General features: G+C 26.5%; 22 protein-coding genes. 3 read left to right on the top strand and 19 right to left on the bottom strand.

Going from position 1 to position 19,029, the window contains the following annotated elements; genetic code table 11:
* Window positions 1–313: 313 nt before the first annotated feature.
* The 12 genes from yihA to HZY83_RS00645 all read right to left on the bottom strand — a co-directional run bounded on the left by yihA (window position 314) and on the right by HZY83_RS00645 (window position 10,282).
* Window positions 314–904, bottom strand: coding sequence for a ribosome biogenesis GTP-binding protein YihA/YsxC (gene yihA / locus HZY83_RS00590; protein ID WP_218925286.1), 591 nt, complete (start codon window positions 902–904; stop codon window positions 314–316).
* A 1-nt stretch (window position 905) separates the two neighbouring features.
* Entirely contained in the window at window positions 906–3,209 is a 2,304-nt protein-coding gene (gene lon / locus HZY83_RS00595; protein ID WP_179942177.1) for an endopeptidase La, read from the bottom strand.
* A gap of 12 nt (window positions 3,210–3,221) precedes the next feature.
* A complete protein-coding gene (clpX, locus tag HZY83_RS00600; protein WP_179942178.1) occupies window positions 3,222–4,442 on the bottom strand; it encodes an ATP-dependent Clp protease ATP-binding subunit ClpX in 1,221 nt (406 codons plus the stop codon).
* Window positions 4,443–4,614: 172 nt separating this feature from the next.
* Window positions 4,615–5,751, bottom strand: a complete 1,137-nt coding sequence (gene mltG / locus HZY83_RS00605; protein ID WP_179942179.1) for an endolytic transglycosylase MltG — start codon at window positions 5,749–5,751, stop codon at window positions 4,615–4,617.
* 6 nt (window positions 5,752–5,757) lie between these two features.
* Window positions 5,758–6,063 carry a DUF1292 domain-containing protein gene (locus tag HZY83_RS00610; RefSeq protein WP_179942180.1) on the bottom strand — a complete coding sequence of 102 codons (306 nt, stop codon included), beginning with the start codon at window positions 6,061–6,063 and terminating at the stop codon, window positions 5,758–5,760.
* Between the two features lie 25 nt (window positions 6,064–6,088).
* Window positions 6,089–6,514, bottom strand: coding sequence for a Holliday junction resolvase RuvX (ruvX, locus tag HZY83_RS00615; RefSeq protein ID WP_179942181.1), 426 nt, complete (start codon window positions 6,512–6,514; stop codon window positions 6,089–6,091).
* A 9-nt stretch (window positions 6,515–6,523) separates the two neighbouring features.
* Window positions 6,524–6,787, bottom strand: a complete 264-nt coding sequence (locus HZY83_RS00620; RefSeq protein WP_179942182.1) for an IreB family regulatory phosphoprotein — start codon at window positions 6,785–6,787, stop codon at window positions 6,524–6,526.
* Between the two features lie 17 nt (window positions 6,788–6,804).
* Entirely contained in the window at window positions 6,805–7,638 is an 834-nt protein-coding gene (locus tag HZY83_RS00625; RefSeq protein ID WP_179942183.1) for a DegV family protein, read from the bottom strand.
* Window positions 7,639–7,643: 5 nt separating this feature from the next.
* Window positions 7,644–8,129 carry a dihydrofolate reductase gene (locus tag HZY83_RS00630; RefSeq protein ID WP_179942184.1) on the bottom strand — a complete coding sequence of 162 codons (486 nt, stop codon included), beginning with the start codon at window positions 8,127–8,129 and terminating at the stop codon, window positions 7,644–7,646.
* A 15-nt stretch (window positions 8,130–8,144) separates the two neighbouring features.
* Entirely contained in the window at window positions 8,145–9,077 is a 933-nt protein-coding gene (locus HZY83_RS00635) for a thymidylate synthase (protein WP_179942185.1), read from the bottom strand.
* Between the two features lie 17 nt (window positions 9,078–9,094).
* The gene (mntR, locus tag HZY83_RS00640; RefSeq protein WP_179942186.1) at window positions 9,095–9,484 is read right to left on the bottom strand and encodes a transcriptional regulator MntR; all 390 of its coding nucleotides are present in this window, start codon (window positions 9,482–9,484) and stop codon (window positions 9,095–9,097) included.
* A 12-nt stretch (window positions 9,485–9,496) separates the two neighbouring features.
* The gene (locus HZY83_RS00645; RefSeq protein ID WP_179942187.1) at window positions 9,497–10,282 is read right to left on the bottom strand and encodes a Nif3-like dinuclear metal center hexameric protein; all 786 of its coding nucleotides are present in this window, start codon (window positions 10,280–10,282) and stop codon (window positions 9,497–9,499) included.
* A 169-nt stretch (window positions 10,283–10,451) separates the two neighbouring features.
* Between HZY83_RS00645 and recD2 the strand changes: the two genes are divergently transcribed.
* The gene (gene recD2 / locus HZY83_RS00650; RefSeq protein ID WP_179942188.1) at window positions 10,452–12,782 is read left to right on the top strand and encodes an SF1B family DNA helicase RecD2; all 2,331 of its coding nucleotides are present in this window, start codon (window positions 10,452–10,454) and stop codon (window positions 12,780–12,782) included.
* 47 nt (window positions 12,783–12,829) lie between these two features.
* Here the strand turns inward: recD2 and HZY83_RS00655 are convergent, their stop codons facing one another.
* Complete coding sequence (locus HZY83_RS00655; protein ID WP_179942189.1) at window positions 12,830–13,582, bottom strand: hypothetical protein; 753 nt, start codon at window positions 13,580–13,582, stop codon at window positions 12,830–12,832.
* A gap of 2 nt (window positions 13,583–13,584) precedes the next feature.
* Window positions 13,585–14,271, bottom strand: coding sequence for a 2,3-diphosphoglycerate-dependent phosphoglycerate mutase (gene gpmA / locus HZY83_RS00660; RefSeq protein ID WP_179942190.1), 687 nt, complete (start codon window positions 14,269–14,271; stop codon window positions 13,585–13,587).
* 371 nt (window positions 14,272–14,642) lie between these two features.
* On the opposite strand from gpmA, the gene HZY83_RS00665 reads away from it, so the two are divergent.
* The gene (locus tag HZY83_RS00665) at window positions 14,643–15,263 is read left to right on the top strand and encodes a LexA family protein (RefSeq protein WP_179942191.1); all 621 of its coding nucleotides are present in this window, start codon (window positions 14,643–14,645) and stop codon (window positions 15,261–15,263) included.
* 58 nt (window positions 15,264–15,321) lie between these two features.
* Here HZY83_RS00665 and HZY83_RS00670 read toward each other — a convergent pair whose 3' ends face one another.
* From HZY83_RS00670 to HZY83_RS00680, 3 genes are read right to left on the bottom strand one after another with little or no spacing between them, the layout of a single operon-like run.
* The gene (locus tag HZY83_RS00670; protein ID WP_179942192.1) at window positions 15,322–15,525 is read right to left on the bottom strand and encodes a DUF1146 domain-containing protein; all 204 of its coding nucleotides are present in this window, start codon (window positions 15,523–15,525) and stop codon (window positions 15,322–15,324) included.
* Between the two features lie 9 nt (window positions 15,526–15,534).
* Window positions 15,535–16,485, bottom strand: coding sequence for a magnesium/cobalt transporter CorA (corA, locus tag HZY83_RS00675; RefSeq protein WP_179942193.1), 951 nt, complete (start codon window positions 16,483–16,485; stop codon window positions 15,535–15,537).
* A 54-nt stretch (window positions 16,486–16,539) separates the two neighbouring features.
* Complete coding sequence (locus HZY83_RS00680) at window positions 16,540–17,298, bottom strand: TrmH family RNA methyltransferase (protein WP_179942194.1); 759 nt, start codon at window positions 17,296–17,298, stop codon at window positions 16,540–16,542.
* A 90-nt stretch (window positions 17,299–17,388) separates the two neighbouring features.
* Between HZY83_RS00680 and HZY83_RS00685 the strand changes: the two genes are divergently transcribed.
* Window positions 17,389–17,772: a rhodanese-like domain-containing protein gene (locus HZY83_RS00685; protein ID WP_179942195.1), complete on the top strand. Its 384-nt coding sequence runs from the start codon at window positions 17,389–17,391 to the stop codon at window positions 17,770–17,772.
* A gap of 267 nt (window positions 17,773–18,039) precedes the next feature.
* On the opposite strand, the gene rpsI is transcribed toward HZY83_RS00685, so the two are convergent.
* On the bottom strand, window positions 18,040–18,432 hold the full coding sequence (gene rpsI, locus HZY83_RS00690; protein ID WP_179942196.1) for a 30S ribosomal protein S9: 393 nt from the start codon (window positions 18,430–18,432) through the stop codon (window positions 18,040–18,042).
* Window positions 18,433–18,449: 17 nt separating this feature from the next.
* Window positions 18,450–18,887: a 50S ribosomal protein L13 gene (gene rplM / locus HZY83_RS00695; RefSeq protein WP_179942197.1), complete on the bottom strand. Its 438-nt coding sequence runs from the start codon at window positions 18,885–18,887 to the stop codon at window positions 18,450–18,452.
* Window positions 18,888–19,029 lie beyond the last annotated feature (142 nt).

Here is a 19,029-nt window from a genome sequence, read left to right on the forward strand (position 1 = left end):
TACAAAAAACTAGATATTTATAATATAGCAAAATATTAGTTAAATTACAATATATTATATTTAATTTCAGATTTCTTTCTTTAGAATGATAAGCAAAATTAAAAATATTATTTATATTGATTAATTCATAAAAAATTAATTTTTTAATTGCTTTTTATTTTAGTTTAATTCAATATCAAACTTTAATAAATATATCTCTATATTAGTTTATATAATACATTTTTCTTTTTATCAATAATTTCAATATATACATTTACCATCATAAAGATTCTAAATCTAACAAAAAAAGCGAGAGAAAATCTCTCACTTTTATCTATATAATTTCATTTATCTTATCTAAAATTTTATTAATATTTAATTTTTTTACAGAAGAAAAAGGTACTATATCTATGTTATAAGTTAAATCTAGACTATTTTTTATTTTATTCTGATTTTTACTTAAATCATTTTTAGATATTTTGTCAACTTTAGTTAAAACTATCACAAAAGGTATTTCATAGTAATTTAAAAATTCATTCATCATTATATCATCTTCAGATGGTTTGTGTCTGCTGTCTATAAGATGAAGAACAAAACTCAACTTTTCGCTATTAACAAAATATTCAACAATCATATCATATAATTTTTCTTTTTCTTTTTTTGATAATTTTGCATATCCGTAACCTGGAACATCTACCAATGCAACTTTATTATCTACATTGAAAAAATTCAATGTTCTTGTTTTTCCTGGTTTTGAAGAAACTCTTGCAAAATTTTTTCTATTAAGAATAGTATTTATAAAAGATGATTTCCCTACATTTGATCTACCACACATGGCTACCTCAGGCATATTATGCTTTGGATAATGCTTCTTTGATACAGCACTAATCATTAATTCTACATTATTTGTATTTAACTTCACCATATTAAACCCCTTTAAAAACTATATCAAAAACTTCTGTAATATTTGTCACAAAATTAATATCTAACTTTTCTAAGATTTCAGTAGGTATTTCTGTTATATACGGTTTATTTTTCAAAGGTAAAATAATTTTTCTAATACCCATTTTTTCCGAACTTAGTAGTTTTTCTTTTACTCCTCCAATAGGTAGTACTCTTCCATGTAATGTAATTTCTCCAGTCATAGCAATATTGTTATCAACATACTTTTTAGTCAAGCTTGAATAAAGAGAAGTTGTTATAGTTATACCTGCTGAAGGACCATCTTTAGGAACTGCACCTTCTGGCACGTGAATATGAATATCTATCTTACTAAAATCTATATCCTCTAAACCTAAACTTTCTGAATTAGAGCGTAAATATGATATAGCTGTTTGAGCAGATTCTTTCATTACTTCTCCTAGCTTACCAGTAAGAATTATTTTACCATTACCTTTTGAAATACTTGTTTCTATTTCCAAGGTATCTCCACCTACAGAGGTATATGCTAAACCATTAACAATTCCTATTTGTGGAGTAACATTCTTATCTTTTAAATCATACTTGGCTGGTCCTAAAAATTCAGTGATTTTATCTACATTTAACTTTATCTTTTCTTCACCACTTAAAACTCTTAAAGCTGCTTTTCTACATACTTTACCTATTATTCTATCTAGATTTCTAACTCCTGCTTCATAAGTATAACCATTAATAATTTTATTAATTACTGGTTTTGTAAATGATACATTCTTATTAGTTAATCCATTTTCTTTTAATTGTTTTTTTACTAAATATTTAGCTGCAATATTTTCTTTTTCTTTTACTGTATACGATCCTAATTCAATAACTTCCATTCTATCTCTAAGTGGTGCTGGAATTAGAGAAATGTTATTTGCTGTTGCTACAAATAATACATTAGACAGATCAAAAGGTATATCCAAATAATGATCAACAAATTCATTATTCTGCTCTGGGTCTATAACTTCTAACATAGCTGCAGCAGGATCTCCTTTTATGTCAGATGCCATTTTATCTATTTCATCCAATAAAATAACGGGATTTTTACTTTTAACTTTCTTTAAAGATTGAATCAACTTACCTGGTAATGCACCAACATAAGTTCTTCTATGACCTCTTATTTCTGCCTCATCTCGTACACCTCCTAAAGATATACGAATAAAATTTCTATTCATAGCAGAAGAAATAGATTTAACAAGTGAACTCTTTCCTACTCCAGGAGGTCCTGCCAAACATAAAATCGGAGATTTCATATCTGCACGTAATTTTTTTACAGCCAAAAATTCTAAAATTCTTTCTTTTATCTTCTCTAACCCATAATGATCAGCATTTAATATTTTCTCTGATTTTTTTATGTCTATTTGATCATCAGTAGAAATATTCCAAGGTAGAGAGAGAACAGTTTCTAAGTAACTTCTTATTATTGCGTGTTCTGGTGCCATTGGAGGAGTTTTCTCTAATCGAGATAACTCTTTTAACAACAAATCTTCGTCCGATTTATTTAGCTTTAAATCTAAAATTTGCTTTTTAAGATTTTCTATATCATCTTCATCGGGAGACAATTCTTTTAACTCTTCTTGCACTACTCGCATTTGTTCTCTTAAGAAGTATTCTTTTTGCTGATTATCAATATTTATTCTAACCTTAGTATCTATCTCATTTTTATATTCTGCTATTCCTAAAAATTTCTCAATAGCATCTGTAACAAATTTAACCTTTTTTTCCAAGTCAAGTGTAAAAGCTACTTTTTTCATAGTAAGCTCATCTAATGGAAAATATTTAAGGTTCTTGTTAATAAATTTATTTAAATCATTTATATTATGAAATCCTACATCTGTTTTATTAATATTTTGGAAGTTTTTAAACAATATTTTCAATGTTTTCAAAGTTTCATTTTGATCAAAATCTGTATTTCTTAGTTTTGATTTTTCTATATCCAAATACTCTACTATATTGTCCTTATAAACACCACTTTTAATTTCAGCTACACCTTCACAAGCATATGTAAACAATTTACTTTTTTTATCGTAGCTAATATCTCCATACATTCCAAAATATTTATTAAATCCATTTTCATCAAAAATACTGTCTTCATCTGAATTTTCATTAAAGTTATCTAGCGGTTTCCTATTACTAGTAACAAAAACATTAATTTTTTTGTCTTTTTCTAGATTTTCAAAAATTTTCAAAAAGTTTTTATCGTAAACTTCCAGAATATAACTATGACCTGGAACAAAAAACTCTTTATGTTCTAATAAATAATATTTATTCAAAATAAATTCTCCTTATGTTAATAGCGGTCTTGTTTTATTTTTTACATTTTCTTCAGTAACTGTACACTTACTAACATTTTTCTTGCTAGGAACTTCAAACATAACATCCATTAATATTTCCTCTATAATTGAACGCAATCCTCTTGCTCCTGTTTTTCTTTTTATAGACTCTCTTGCTATAGCTAATAAAGCTTTTTCTTCAAATATTAGTTCTATGCCATCTAGTTCAAACAAATATTTGTACTGTTTCACTACTGAATTCTTAGGTTCTATTAAGATTTTAACTAAATCCTCTTCTGTTAATTCCTCTAAAGAACATATAATAGGTATTCTTCCTATAAATTCTGGAATAATTCCAAATTTTACTAAATCTTCTTGCTTTATTTTAGAAATAATAGATTCTTTTGAATCATCTTCTCCAGCAATATCTGTTTTAGAAAATCCTATTATTTTATCACCTAAACGGCGTTTAATAATTTCTTCAATTCCTGCAAAAGCACCACCAATAATAAAAAGTATATCTTTTGTATTTATTTTTATCATCTCTTCACCCGGATGCTTTCTGCCACCTTGAGGTGGAACACTTGCTATAGTGCCCTCTAAAATTTTTAATAATGCTTGTTGCACACCTTCTCCAGAAACATCGCGAGTTATCGAAACATTTTCTCCTTTTTTGGCGATTTTATCAATTTCATCTATATATATAATTCCTTTTTCAGCACGAGCTATATCATAATTCGCATTTTGGATAAGTCGCAATAAGATATTTTCTACGTCTTCTCCTACATATCCAGCTTCTGTTAAAGTGGTAGCATCTGCTATAGCAAAAGGAACATCTAACATTTTAGCTAATGTTTGGGCTATTAAAGTTTTTCCTGACCCTGTACTACCTATCAAAGCAATATTACTCTTCTGAAGCTCAATATCTTCTCTTTCCTTACTAGAAGTTATTCTTTTATAATGATTATAAACAGCTACAGCTACAGACTTTTTAGCTTTATCTTGACTAATTATATATTCATTAAGATTTTTAAAAATATCTTTAGGCTTAAGCAATTTAAAATTATTATCTAAGCTTACACTATCTTCTAAAACTTTCTGTTGATCTATCATATCATAACATAAGTCAACACATTCATCACAAATAAATACTTCTCTACCTGCTATCATTTTAAAAACTTCATCTGAATTTTTTCCACAAAATGAGCATTGTACATTGTTATTTTTATCCATATTATTACCTCACAAAATATAACTAATTATAAATTAATTTGAATTAAAAGTCAATTAATGCAGGTGTGGTACACAACAAAATAAACTTGAACAAAATTATTGTTCAAGCTTATTTCGTTACCCATATTAACTTAAATATATTACTAAAAATTTATAAAACATTAAACTCATATTAATTAGTTGAAATATATCCTTCTACATACTTTCTAGCTAATTCTTCATGTTCTGCATAAGTTTTTGCAAAATATGCTTTGCCTTGTTTATCAGTCAAGAAGTATAAATAATCGTGTTGTGTAGCATTGTTAAGGGCTTCATAAGATTTTTGACTAGGCATTGCAATTGGTCCTGGAGGTAATCCTAAATTAGTATACGTATTATAAGGATTTGTATTAGCTAAATCTTGTACAGTCAACGCTCCAGTATTTTTACCTACACTATAATATACGGTAGGATCTGTTTGTAATTGCATGTTTACTTTCAATCTATTCAGGAAAACTCCAGCTATAGATTTATTATCTGTATCTGCTGTAGATTCTTTTTCTAAAATACTTGCCATAGTTACATATTGATGAATATTTATATTTTTATTAACACCTGACATACTCCACACCTTGCTATTTTTATTATATTGAGGAATCACTCTATCATTAGTTGTTTTTATCATTTGTTTTATTAATGTTTCTACATTAGATTTATTAGAGTTATCTATATTATAAGCTGCTGGATATAGATATCCTTCTAATTTATATTTAATATTTGGATTATCTAATGAATCTGTTATAAGATCAGGATATTCATTTTTTAATTCTGCAATAAATTTTTCATCATTTACTTTAGATAAGAAAGTATCTGCTGATATATCTGTAACCTTTTCTACTTTCACAGCTATTTTTTCTATATTATCTCCCTCTATAATAGACAAATTAACACCTGAATTAGATTTACTCTTATCTGTTAATTTTTCAAAAATGTTTGCCATATTCATATCTTGACTAAGTTCAAAATTACCTACATAAAAGTTACTATTAGGATGTAGTCTAGCGTATACTTTGAACATATTTGAACTTTTAATTAATTTTTGTTCATACAACTTGTCCGCTATTATACTACTTCCATAACTTTCTTTAATCTCTACAATAACTTTATTTTGATTATCTTTATCTACTGGCGTTGTTAAATAATATGTATATGATAAAATAGCTATCAATAAAAACATAATTCCTATCAAAATAGTAGGTAAAATATCTCTAGATTTTCTTCTGTTTTTTGCTCGTAGTTCATCACGACGCTTCAACTTATCTTCTCTCATTGCTTATTAATTCTCCTCAGAATCAGAATATAATATATCCAATACTTCAGAAATCATGTCAAATTCTTCGTCAGATTCTACAGGTTCAAATTTAACTTGATCTCCTTCTTCAATACAAACCATAGGGAATATTTGAAGTTCCTCAGTATCAATATTTGCTTCTTCTGTAAAAATATAGTATAAATTATTATTCGTAGGATTAGTAAATTCTAATATTTTTCTATACTCTTTTTCTACGCCTTCTTCATCACTCAATGTATAAACTTCTTCGTCCATTCCTACATTCATTTTATCTAAATCTTTCTCGTTCATTTCTTTTCTCCTTTATATATTAATATTATTTTGAATCTAAATAAGTCTGTAAAATTAAAACAGCTGCCATTTTATCTATAACCTTTTTACGTTTTTTTCTAGATAAATCTGCTTCTATTAAAATTCTTTCAGCTCCCATAGTAGTAAGTCTTTCATCTTGTAAAATAACTTCTATATTTTTTAGTTTATTTTTCAAAATTTCTACAAATTCTAGAGTAGCTTCTCCTCTAAATCCTATGCTATTATCCATATTTTTAGGCAATCCTACTATTATTTTGGATACGTCATACTCTTTTATTAATTCTTTTATTCTTTTTATTTTAAAATCTTTTATGGCTTCATTAATTTGTATAGTTTCTACACCTTGAGCCGTAATATGTAAAGCATCACTTACAGCTACCCCTATAGTTTTACTTCCGTAATCAAGAGCCATAATTCTCTTACCTATCATCGCATCTCCTTAATCAAAGTTTCTATTATTTACAAAATAATGAATTAAATATTCTAATAAATCCTCAGTTGGTATTTTAATAATTTTTTCTCTAGCTCCGTTGTATCTAGGTATATAAACCGGATTCTCTGTTTTTATATATCCCATAAGTTGACTAACAGGATCATACCCTTTACTTTCTATAATATCTATAACATTATCTAAAGTTAACTTAATAAATTCTCTATTATATTCTGCTTTATTAAAAATATCAGTATTGTCAAATTTTGTCATGAGTTACCTCCTAAAAATTATGCTAACTCTATTAAAACTCCTACGGCACCTTCTCCTGTATGAGTAGATATTATAGGTGTCGTTACAAAAATATCTTCATCTTTTACTTTATAGTTAAAATTTTCATATATTGCAGTTTTTATTAACTCTACATACTCAAAAGACAGAGCATGTGGTAAACTTATCGTTTTTATTGTCTGATTTTTAATATCAGCACTCATATTACTAATTAATGCTTGAACGAGTTTCTTCTTACCTCTAACCTTTTCTAATGGTGTTAATTCTTTGTCGGTAGATTTAGCTAAAATTTTAATGTTTAGCAAACTTCCTATAAGACCTGCTGTCTTTTTTATACGACCACCTTTTACTAAATTGTTTAAATTATCTATAGTTATATATGTAATAACTTTATTTACTTTGTTATTTAAATAATTAACTATATCTAATACTTGCATACCTTCAGAAATGCACTTAGCACAATCTTTTACAAAATACGCCGTTCCACTAGATGCCGATTTACTATTAATCACATAAACATTATCAAATTCTGCTGCTACTGACATTGCAGTATTTACAGTACCGCTTATTACATCTGAAATATGAATAGATATAACAGAGTAACCTTGTTTAGTCCATTTTTCATATATTTCATAAAATTTTCCTACAGCTGGTTGGCTAGTAGAAAATTTATCAGTCGTTCTCATTTTCTCTATATATAATCTATTATCAATGTTTTCAAATTCTTCATCATCTATAGTAACTGTTAAAGGAATCACTTCAACATTATATTTTTCTATTTCTTCTTTTGTTAAATCTGCTGCGCTATCAGTAACTATTTTTATTTTAGCCATTATAACTACACCTCTTTTTTTCTATAATAAAGAAATTTATAATCATATTCATTATTAATATCTTTTTTAAAACTTTCTTCACTAATTAAAAGCCATTCTTCTTCTTTTAATTTAGGAAAATAGCTATCTCCATTTATATCTGCATCAACTTCCGTTATATAAATCTCATTACATACATCTATAAGTTGCTCATATATTGTACTTCCACCAAAGATAAATATTTTTTCTGTAGTAACATTTCTCAAAGCATCATCTATATTAGAAAATAATTCTATTCCTTCAGCAACATAATCACTATTATTAGTTAAAACTCTATTAATTCTATTAGGAAGAGGTTTCCCTATACTTTCGTATGTTTTTCTTCCCATTAATATTGTTTGATTAGTGGTTAATGACTTAACTCTTTTCATATCTTCTTTTAAATTCCATGGAATAGTGTTATTACTTCCTATACATCTATTTTTATCATATGCTACTATTAAAGATATCATAATTATTCTCCATTCTTATACAGCTATTGGCGCTTTGATAAACGAGTGGCACTCGTAATTTTCTACCCACACATCATCTATATTTAAATTAAAAATAGTATCAAAGTTATTGATACATAACGTTGGTAAATTATAAGGTTTTCTTTCAAGTTGTTGTTGAACTTGATCGAAATGATTTGTATAAATATGAGCATCTCCTAAAGTATGGACAAACTCTCCAAGTTCTAAACCACATTCTTTTGCTATTAAAATAGTCAATAATGAGTAAGAAGCAATATTAAATGGTACTCCTAAAAATACATCTCCACTACGTTGGTATAATTGACAACTCAATTTACCGTCTGACACATAGAATTGAAACATAGTATGACAAGGTGGCAAAGCCATATCATCAATTTCATTTGGATTCCAAGCAGATAATATTATTCTTCTTGATGCGGGGTTATTCTTAATTTGATTAATAACATTTTTTAATTGATCTACACCATTAAAATCTCTCCATTGTTTACCATAAACATTACCTAAATCACCATATTTTTCAGCAAAAGCAATATCATTTAAAACAAGTTCCTTAAATCTCTTCATTTGTTTTTGGTATTCTTTATTAAACTCAGGATCAGATAGCGATTTATGACCAAAATCTTCCATATCTGGACCAGTGTAATCTGAACTTTCTATCCATTTCTTAAACGCCCATTCATTCCAAATATTATTGTTGTTTTCTAAAAGAAACTTAATATTTGTATCTCCTTTTATAAACCATAATAATTCTGACCATATCAAATTAAAATTAATTTTTTTGGTAGTCAGTAATGGAAATCCTTTAGATAAATTAAATCTCATCTGATAACCAAAAATACTTTTGGTACCTACCCCTGTTCTATCAGCTTTTAATACACCGTTATCTAAAATGTATCTACATAAATTTAAGTATTCTTTATCTGCCATATATGTTTTCCAATCTACTAAATTTTATATTTATTTTCTTTTAAATATTCAGTTAAAAGTTGTATCTTATTAATAGAATCTCTTCCTAAATGATGTTCTATTCCTTCAACTTCATCATAAATATTCTTCTCTTTTACACCTATTACCCTCAAAAAGTCCTCCAATATATTGTGACGCCTTAATGCATAATCACCCATATTTTTTCCTTTTTGAGTTAATGCAATACCCCTATATTTTTCATATAAGATATAACCTTCAGAGTCTAACTTCTTTAACATCTTGGTCACTGTTGAAGGATATACGTTTAATTTTGATGCAATATCGGCTGATCTTGCATACCCCTTTTCTTTTACTAGGTAATAAATTACTTCTATATAATCTTCCATAGTAGGAGTAGCTTTACTCATATTTTTGTCCTCCTATTTTATTTCAAATGGTTCATACTCTACTTCTGATAATAAAACATCGTATTCTTTTGATAAATCTATATTTTCTAAATATGATTTCAATAAATTCTTGCTAGCTTTCTCAGCAAAGTGACCTATATCTAATAAATTTTGCTGCATCTCTTTTGCATCAATAGCTTCGTGATATTTTATATCACCTGTTAAATAAATATCTACATTTGGTAATCCGTAAATAAAACTTCCTCCAGAACCACCAAGAATAGCGACAGTATTAATATTGTTATCATTCGCTTTTACCAATTTTACAAAATCTAAATTTAATTTTTCTTTGACGTAGGTTATGAAATTATCAAGAGACATCATATTTGGTAAATTTCCTACTCTTCCTAATCCTACATCACTATTTTCTGGATTTTTTACTAGTACACTAGTATTTTGTAAATTTAACAGTTTAGCCATATAGTTATTAAGTCCCTCTTTGGCAGAATCCAAATTAGTATGGGCTGAAATAACTGCTATATCGTTTTTTATTAAATCTCTAATAATTCTACCTTTAAAATCATTATAATTAATTTTTGATAAAGGACTAAATATTAAAGGATGATGAGAAATTATTAAATCAACTTTTTTTTCTATAGCTTCTGTCACTACAGATGTTGTTACATCAAGAGATATTAAAATCTTCTTAACACTCTTTTCATTATCTCCCAACATTATTCCCACATTATCCCATTTTTCAGCTAAATTTTCATCAGCTAACTTAACTATTTCTTCATAAATGTTTTTCAATTTTACCATAATATATCTCCTTATTATTGTAATTATATCACATCATAAAAAAAGTTGTAGTACATAAACTTTTTTGTAATGAAATTATAATATTTACATAAGATAAAATATTATAATACTAGACAATAACAATCAATTATTATAATATAAATGTATTACATTAGTCTAGAGGTAGTATATGTTAAATATAGAAGGTTATCTAAACAAAATAGTTTTTCAAAATCAAAATAATAATTACTATATTTTATCGGTATTTCTAAATGAAAATTATGAATTTACTGATAGTGATTATTTAACAGTTACAGGTACATTTGAAAATATAGAATTTAAAGAAGATGAATTATACTCATTCAGAGGAGAACTTGTTGAACATAAAAAATACGGTATGCAGTTATCTGCTATAACTGCTGAAGTAATAATAAAACAAGATAAAGAAACTGTTATTGCTTATTTATCTGGGCCTACATTTAAAGGGGTTGGTAAAAAAACAGCTGAATTAATTGTAGATAGTCTAGGAGTTGATTGTTTAGACAAAATATATGCTAATAAAGATTCTTTATTTAACATAAAAGGTATACCTACACTTAGAAAAGAAATTATTTATGAAACTATTATTAGTAATAAGCAAACTCAAGATATAATATTAAAATTAAATGAATTTAATTTAAGTAATAATATGATTATGAAAATTTATAATCAATATAAGTCACGTACATTAGAAGTACTAAAAAATAATCCGTACTCTATTATTAGTAATATAAAAGGTATCAATTTTACAACAGTTGACAAAATAGCAGAAAAAATAGGTATTGTAGCTGATGATATAGAGAGAATTGCCGCTGGATTTGTTTATACTATAAGTAACTATTGTTATGGAAGCGGAAATACTTATATAAAGAAAAATAGTCTATTGTATCATACTTATAATACTCTATATAAAGCACGTAATATACAAATTGACAAAAATAAAATTATTGATGCATTAGAATATTGTTTAGATACTGGCCAATTATCAAATATCGAAAATGATATTTTTTTGCCAGAAATACATTATTCAGAATACTATATATATCAAGATATTAATAATAGAATTAATAATGAATCTTCAGTTGAAGATTATAAACCTAGTTTAGTGGACAAATATATTTTAGAAATTGAAAATGAGTTAAACATAAAATATGATACCACCCAAATTGAAGCTATAAAAAATTCTGTTCATCATAATTTTTCAATATTAACTGGTGGTCCCGGGACTGGTAAAACTACTATTATATTAGGAATAATAAGATTATTCCAAAAACTTAATAATTACTCTTACGCACAAATTTTAGACAATGAATCAAATATTCTAACTTTATGTGCTCCTACTGGAAAAGCAGCCAAAAGAATGACAGAAAGTACGGGTTTTAGTGCCTCAACTATTCACAAAGCTATAGGATGGACTAGTGAAGATACAGATATGAGAGAATTTTCTCCAGATAAAAAAATAAATTCAAAATTAGTAATAATTGATGAATCTAGTATGATTGATATTTTTCTAATGAGTAATTTGCTAAAATCTATAAATAAAGATGCTAAAATTATTTTAGTTGGTGATAATGATCAATTACCTTCTATAGCTCCGGGTAATGTACTAAACGATTTAATTAATAGTAAAAAAATATCCACGACAAAATTAAATAAAATTTTTAGACAAGCAGAAAATTCTAGCATTATAAATTTATCACATTCTATAAAGAATAACATAAATGTTGATATTTTAGAAAATTTTAATGATAGAGAATTTATTATAACTAGAAAAGATGATTTACTAGAAAATATATCAAAAATTTATAACGGTATTTTAGAAAATACTACAAATGATAAAATACAAATAATTGCTCCAATATATAAAAGTTTTTACGGTATTACTGAAATTAATAAAATGATTCAAAATAACTTTAATGATAATGATATTTTAGTAGAGTATGGTGAATTAATATATAAAATTGATGATCGTGTTATGCAATTAGTTAATAGACCCGAAGATAATATTTTTAATGGAGATATAGGTATTATATACGATATATATAAAGAAAATAATAAATATAAAATAGTAGTAGATTACGATAATAATTTTGTTACATACGAAAAACAAGATTTATCTCAAATTACTCTTTCATATGCTTGTTCTATTCACAAATCACAAGGATCCGAGTTTGAATATGTTATAGTTCCTCTTGTTGATAATTATAAATTTATGTTAAATAAAAATTTAATATATACTGCTATAACTAGAACAAAGAAAAAACTTATACTTTGTGGTAATCCTAGTATTTTTTACTATGCTATCGATGGAAATAATATTATAATTAGAGAATCTTATTTGAAAAATTATTTTTTATTCGAGAATGAAAATAGCTATGATTTAAGTGATAACGAATTTATTTTAACTCCAAAAAATATTAATTTTATTGACTCTATGATTGGAATGGAAGATATAACTCCTTTTGATTTTATAGATAATTAAAAAATCCTTAAACCTTTTGATAAGGCTTAAGGATTTTCTTTTATTATTTATAAGTTAGCAATTTCTCTAGCTATTTTATCTAAATCATTTATATAAAGATAGCTATTATTAATAAAATTAGATTGTCCTGTAGACACTCCTTTTTCCACAGATTGCTTTATAGTATTAATGTTACTTTCTACAACTTTAACTTTATCTAATATTTGAGATAAATTATCAAAATTAGTATTTTCACTTGTTAATAGATTAGCTTTCTCAATAGATTTATTTAATTTTGTATATGTTTTATTAAATTCATCAACTCTAGCATCATTTAAGTTATTTTGCTTTAAATCTACCTCTATTCTACCAGCTAATTCATTAAATCTTATAATAATCTGAGATAATTCATTAAAGGTTTCTTTTACATAATTATCAGAGTATTTATTATTTTCGATATTAAATTTTATATCATCTACGTTACCTGTTTTAAAAGTAGCTTTATTTCCATTTTTAGAAACTACTTGTATATTTGAAATTTTTTCAGAAACATTATCTTTTTTAAAAGCAGATAATCCATTACTATTACCTACTTTAATTGTAGAAATTATATTATCAAAATCTTCTTTAGTAATAAATTCTTTATTTACATAGAGTAAAAGAGAATTGTTACTATCAATTTCTATTTTTTCTAAAGTTTCAGCATTTATAGATGATATAATGTTGTTAGCTTCTTCTGAGGACATTTTGTCTGCATTATTAGAACAACCTTGCAAAATTAATAGAAAAACAGCTATCACAAAATATTTAATATTTTTCATAATTAAAATAATTCTGGAGCAGAAATTATATTTAAATTCTCATCAATTTCAAATATAAGTGGTGTACCAGTAGGTAAGTTAAGATCTAAAATCTTCTCATCTGATATTTTCAATAAATATTTAATTAATGCTCTTAGACTATTACCATGTGCTGAAATAATTACATTTTTTCCTTCTTTAATATCTTTTGATATTACTTCTTTCCAATATGGTAAAACTCTATCTATAGTAAGTTTTAAACTTTCTCCAGTAGGTAATTCGTTTTCTGGGATATTTGCATATCTTACATCATTACCTGGATAGTTTGAATCCTCTTTTGTTACTTGTGGAGGAGCTACATCAAAACTTCTTCTCCAAATATGAACTTGCTCATCACCATATTTTTCAGCAGTTTCTGCTTTGTTTAAACCTTGTAAAGCTCCATAGTGTCTTTCATTTAAACGCCAGCTTTTATTAACTGGAATCCATAATTGTCCCATTTCTTCTAAAATAATATTCAATGTCTTGATTGCACGTTTTTGATATGAAGTATACGCTACATCAAATTGGAATCCTAAATCTTTTAGTTTTTGTCCTCCAGATACTGCCTCTTGACGACCTTTATCCGTAATATCTACATCTACCCAACCAGTAAATTTATTTTCTAAATTCCACTGACTTTCTCCGTGTCTTGTTAAAACTAATTTCATTTATTAATATTCCTCCTAAAATGTTATAAACTAATTATAAACTTTTAAAGAAGTTTTTTCAATAACTTTATTGTTTAAAACGTTTTTATTTAACATATAACTTTTTAGGTTTTCTTTTTACTATTTTAATTTTATTTTCTTCAAAAAATGCTGAAATTCTAACTATTATTATTACTGCTACTAACCAATATAAAAACATACCATAATTCTCCTTTTTATCTTTTAAGTTTTCCGTATTTATATATTATCATACGGATAACCGAAAATCAAGTTTTTTATAAAGTTTTCTTTATTTTTTATAAAAATCATTGTTTTTTCTTACGGTTTACTTTATAATATATATTAAAGACAAAATAGGAGTTGTATAATTAATGGCATTTCATCTACGACTAAAAGAATCCATGAAAACAAAAAATATTAAACAAATAGAATTATCACGTATGACAAGCATTACTCCCTCATCTATTAGTGATTGGCTAAAAGGAAAATACATTCCCAAACAAGATAAGTTATACAAGATAGCTGCGTGCTTAGAAGTTGATCCTAATTGGTTGCTAGGACTAACTGATAACCGTAATTTAGAACAACCTATATATGAAAATGATGATGAATTAATTGATAATGTTAATAAAATTCCAATATTAGGGACTATCTGTGCTGGTGATGGTGTTTATGCAGAAGAAGAATTCGAATATTATATGTATGTTGATCAAACTACAAAAGCAGATTTTGCTTTACGAGTAAAAGGAGATAGTATGCTTGAGGCAGGTATATTAGATGGGGACATAGTATTTATTCGAAAAAAATCAATAGTTGCAAATGGGCGTATTGCTGCAGTTTTGTTAACAGATTCAAATGAAGCCTCATTAAAAAAATTCTACAAAACAAAAGACAATGTAGTATTACAACCTTGTAATTCAGACTATGAACCAATAATTACTAGAGATGTTCTCGTTATTGGCGAATGTGTTGGAGTATATCGCGAAATATAAAACTACTAAAAAAACGATAATAAAGTATAAAAATGCACTTTATTATCGTTTTTTTACATCATACTAAATTAGTAGACAATTCATATATTAGTATAATTGCTTGATAAAATAAATAACCTATAATTACAGACAATATCATATTTATAAAAAATATCTCTTTTACACTGTTCTTTTTAAATATTTTAGTGTAGTCCAATTTTAACAAACATTTATTAACAGCTAAAATAATTACAAACAATACAGTTAACTTTAAATAATTCATAAAACCTCTCTAAAAAATATCGAACCAACCCTTTTTCTTGAAATACCAAAGCATACCCCCTGCAATAGAAATCATAACTATCCACAAAATATAATATCCATACGTTGTATGTAACTCTGGCATATTAGTAAAATTCATTCCATAAACTCCCGCCAAGAAAGTTAATGGTAAGAAAATTGTAGATATAACTGTTAGTGTCATCATAATATTATTCGATCTAAAAGAGTTGTATGTCATATAATTTTCACGTATATCACTAGCCAATTCCCTATTAGCCTCTATTATCTCTGTTTGTTGAACTAAATCATCATATATATCATGAAAGTACTTTCTATCATTCTCTGTCATTTCTACACGACGAGATACTAAAAATCTATGAAGTAATTCACGCATAGGCATAAGCCCTCTTCTAAGTTTTAACAAATCACTTCTAAGATCGAAGACTTCGTCCATAATTTTACTACCTTTTGTATGGGCATCATTTTCTTCAAGTTCATCTAACCTATTTTCTATTTTAGATATTAGAGGTTGATAACCTTCAACAATTTCTGAAATTAACATATGTACAACATGTAATGGAGTATATTCTTTACCATGTCTAAGAACTTTTGATACTACTCTACTTATATATTGAATATGCGATAAATGGAATGTTACTATATAATTATGCCCTATAAACATATTCAATGTTTCATAGTCTGCATCTATATTTTTTAGAACATGAGAAACTAGAAATATTTGTTGCCTAGTTATCTCAATTTTAGGCCTTTTTAATAATGTTAAACAATCTTCTATTAAAAGTTCGTGAAATTTGAAAAAAGTTGATAATAGTTCTATCTCTTCTTTTTTAGGTGTACTGAAATCAACCCAATACCAAGCAATATTACTACTCTTTAAATCTTCTAATACTAAATCAGTATGCAATTTTCCTGATTTATCTACTGCGATAATTTTTAACATTACTCCACCTCCAACATATTCTATAATAACATAGATATAATTAATTATTCAACCTTATTCTAGTACATTCTTTATATAATGCATAATTATTCCAGAAGTTACAGCTACATTCAAACTTTCAGCTAAACCCGGCATATTTACTTTAATAGGATTGTTTACCTTAGCTAGAATCTCTTTGGAAACTCCATTAGCTTCATTACCAAAAATAATTGCCGATTTTTTAGGTTTCTCATTTATCTCTTCCAAATAGCAACTTCCTTCTAACGAAGTAGCATATATTTCAAACCCTTCTAACTTATCCATAAATTCAATAATATTGATACTATCAAAACAATCAATATGAAAATTACTACCTTGCATACTCCTTATAACTTTTTGACTATACATATTAGTAGTACCTTTTCCTAAAATAACACAGTCGTAACCAAAAGCATCTGCAGTTCTTATTATAGTTCCAAGATTCCCAGGATCTTGAATACTATCTAAAATAATAATATTACTATAATTATTAATTAATAATTCTTTATCTACAATCTTACAAATTGCAAATATTCCTTGATTATTAACAGTAGAAGAAATAAGATCAGTTAACTTTTCATCTATAATATTAATTTCAATATTATCTTTAACAAAGTTTAAATCTTTAGAAAAGTTTTCTGATACAAATATTTCTAAAGCTACATCGTTTTTTACAGCTTCTTCTACTAGATGCAAACCATCTACAATATATTTTTTTTTCTTTCTTATTTCTTTAATATCTTTTAACTTTATTAATTCTTTTATTTTTTTATTGCTACTTGATGTTATCTTCATTATAATAAAACTCCTAGGCATTACATTGTAAATTAAATAATAATATGATATAATTTTCAATAGTTATTATATCATATCTAGGAGGATTCTATGCAATTTTTGATAAGTTTATTAATAATATTAATAATTTTAGCTTCTGTTGGTGGCTATAATTATTATAGAGTTAATCGTGCCGTGAAAAAATTACCATATGCTGAATTTAAACAAAATATACGCAAAGTACAATTGGTAGATGTTCGTGAAAAAGACGAATTTGTATATGCTCATATTAACGGAGCTAGAAATATCCCATTATCACAGCTTGCATTCAAATACTCTTCATTATTAAAAGATAAACCTATATATCTTTGTGATAAAAACGGATCTCTTGCCCCAAGAGCTGCTCTAACACTTAAAAAAAATGGATATAATGATATTTATATGCTAAAAAATGGATTGCAAGCTTGGGAAGAAAATTTGAAGACTAAAAAATAAAAAACACTTATCTCTATGAAATTTATTCATAAGAGATAAGTGTTTTTACTTTTATAAAATAAGTCTCTATTTCTAAAAATTTCTATTTAATATATAATAATAGTTTAATAAAATTACATTATTATATCAATAATATTTTTTAAAATTAATACTCAAAAAATATATTGTAGAGCAAGAAATAATTACTAAGCTAAATCATAATATATAAAAAACAACTCATATTTTATGAGTTGTTTTTTATTTTTAACATAGTTAAAAGCCAATATATTAACGTTTTGAGAATTGTGGCGCGCGACGAGCTCCTTTAAGACCGTATTTTTTACGTTCTTTCATACGAGGGTCACGAGTTAACAATCCTGCTGGTTTTAAATCTTTACGATATTCTGGGTTTACTTCTAATAATGCACGAGCAATTCCGTGACGGATTGCTTGAGCTTGACCCGTATATCCTCCACCATGTACATTTACTAAAACGTCATAGTTTCCTGTAGTTGATGTTTTTTCTAATGGTTGCATTAAATCTAATATTAAAGATTCTAATGGTAAGTATTCACGCATTTCTCTATCATTAATAGTTACTTTCCCAGTTCCTGGTACTAATCTTACACGTGCTACTGAACTTTTACGGCGTCCTGTTCCGCGATATTCTACTTGTGCCATTTAATTTTTCCTCCTAATTATCCACGTAATTCATATTTTTCTGGTTTTTGTGCTGCATGTGGGTGCTCAGCTCCACGATAAACATGAAGTTTCATTCCTTGAGCTCTACCTAAAGTATTTTTTGGTAACATACCTTTGATAGATAATTCTAAAAGTTCTTCTGGATATTTTTCTAACATAGTACCAGCAGTTCTTTCTTTTAATCCACCTGGGTGCATTGTATGACGACGATAAACTTTGTCAGTTAATTTTTTCCCTGTCAATACAATTTTCTCAGCATTGATAATTATTACATTATCTCCAGTATCAATATGAGGTGTATAAGTAGGTTTATGTTTCCCTCTAAGTATTGATGCTACCTCTGATGATAAACGACCTAAAGTTTGTCCTTCAGCATCGATTACATACCATTTTTTTTCTACAGTTGATGGCTTTGCCATATAAGTTTGACGCATATGTCATTTCCTCCTAAGATGTTGTTTTAATCTGTCATAACGACTAAGTTTTCCGGGGCTTACTCGTGAAGATATATAAACAATATCACAGAATATGATAACATTATTTTATATACCTTGTCAATATTTTTTGTTTACTTCA

Source organism: Gemella sp. GH3 (assembly GCF_013415425.1).
Taxonomy (GTDB): domain Bacteria; phylum Bacillota; class Bacilli; order Staphylococcales; family Gemellaceae; genus Gemelliphila.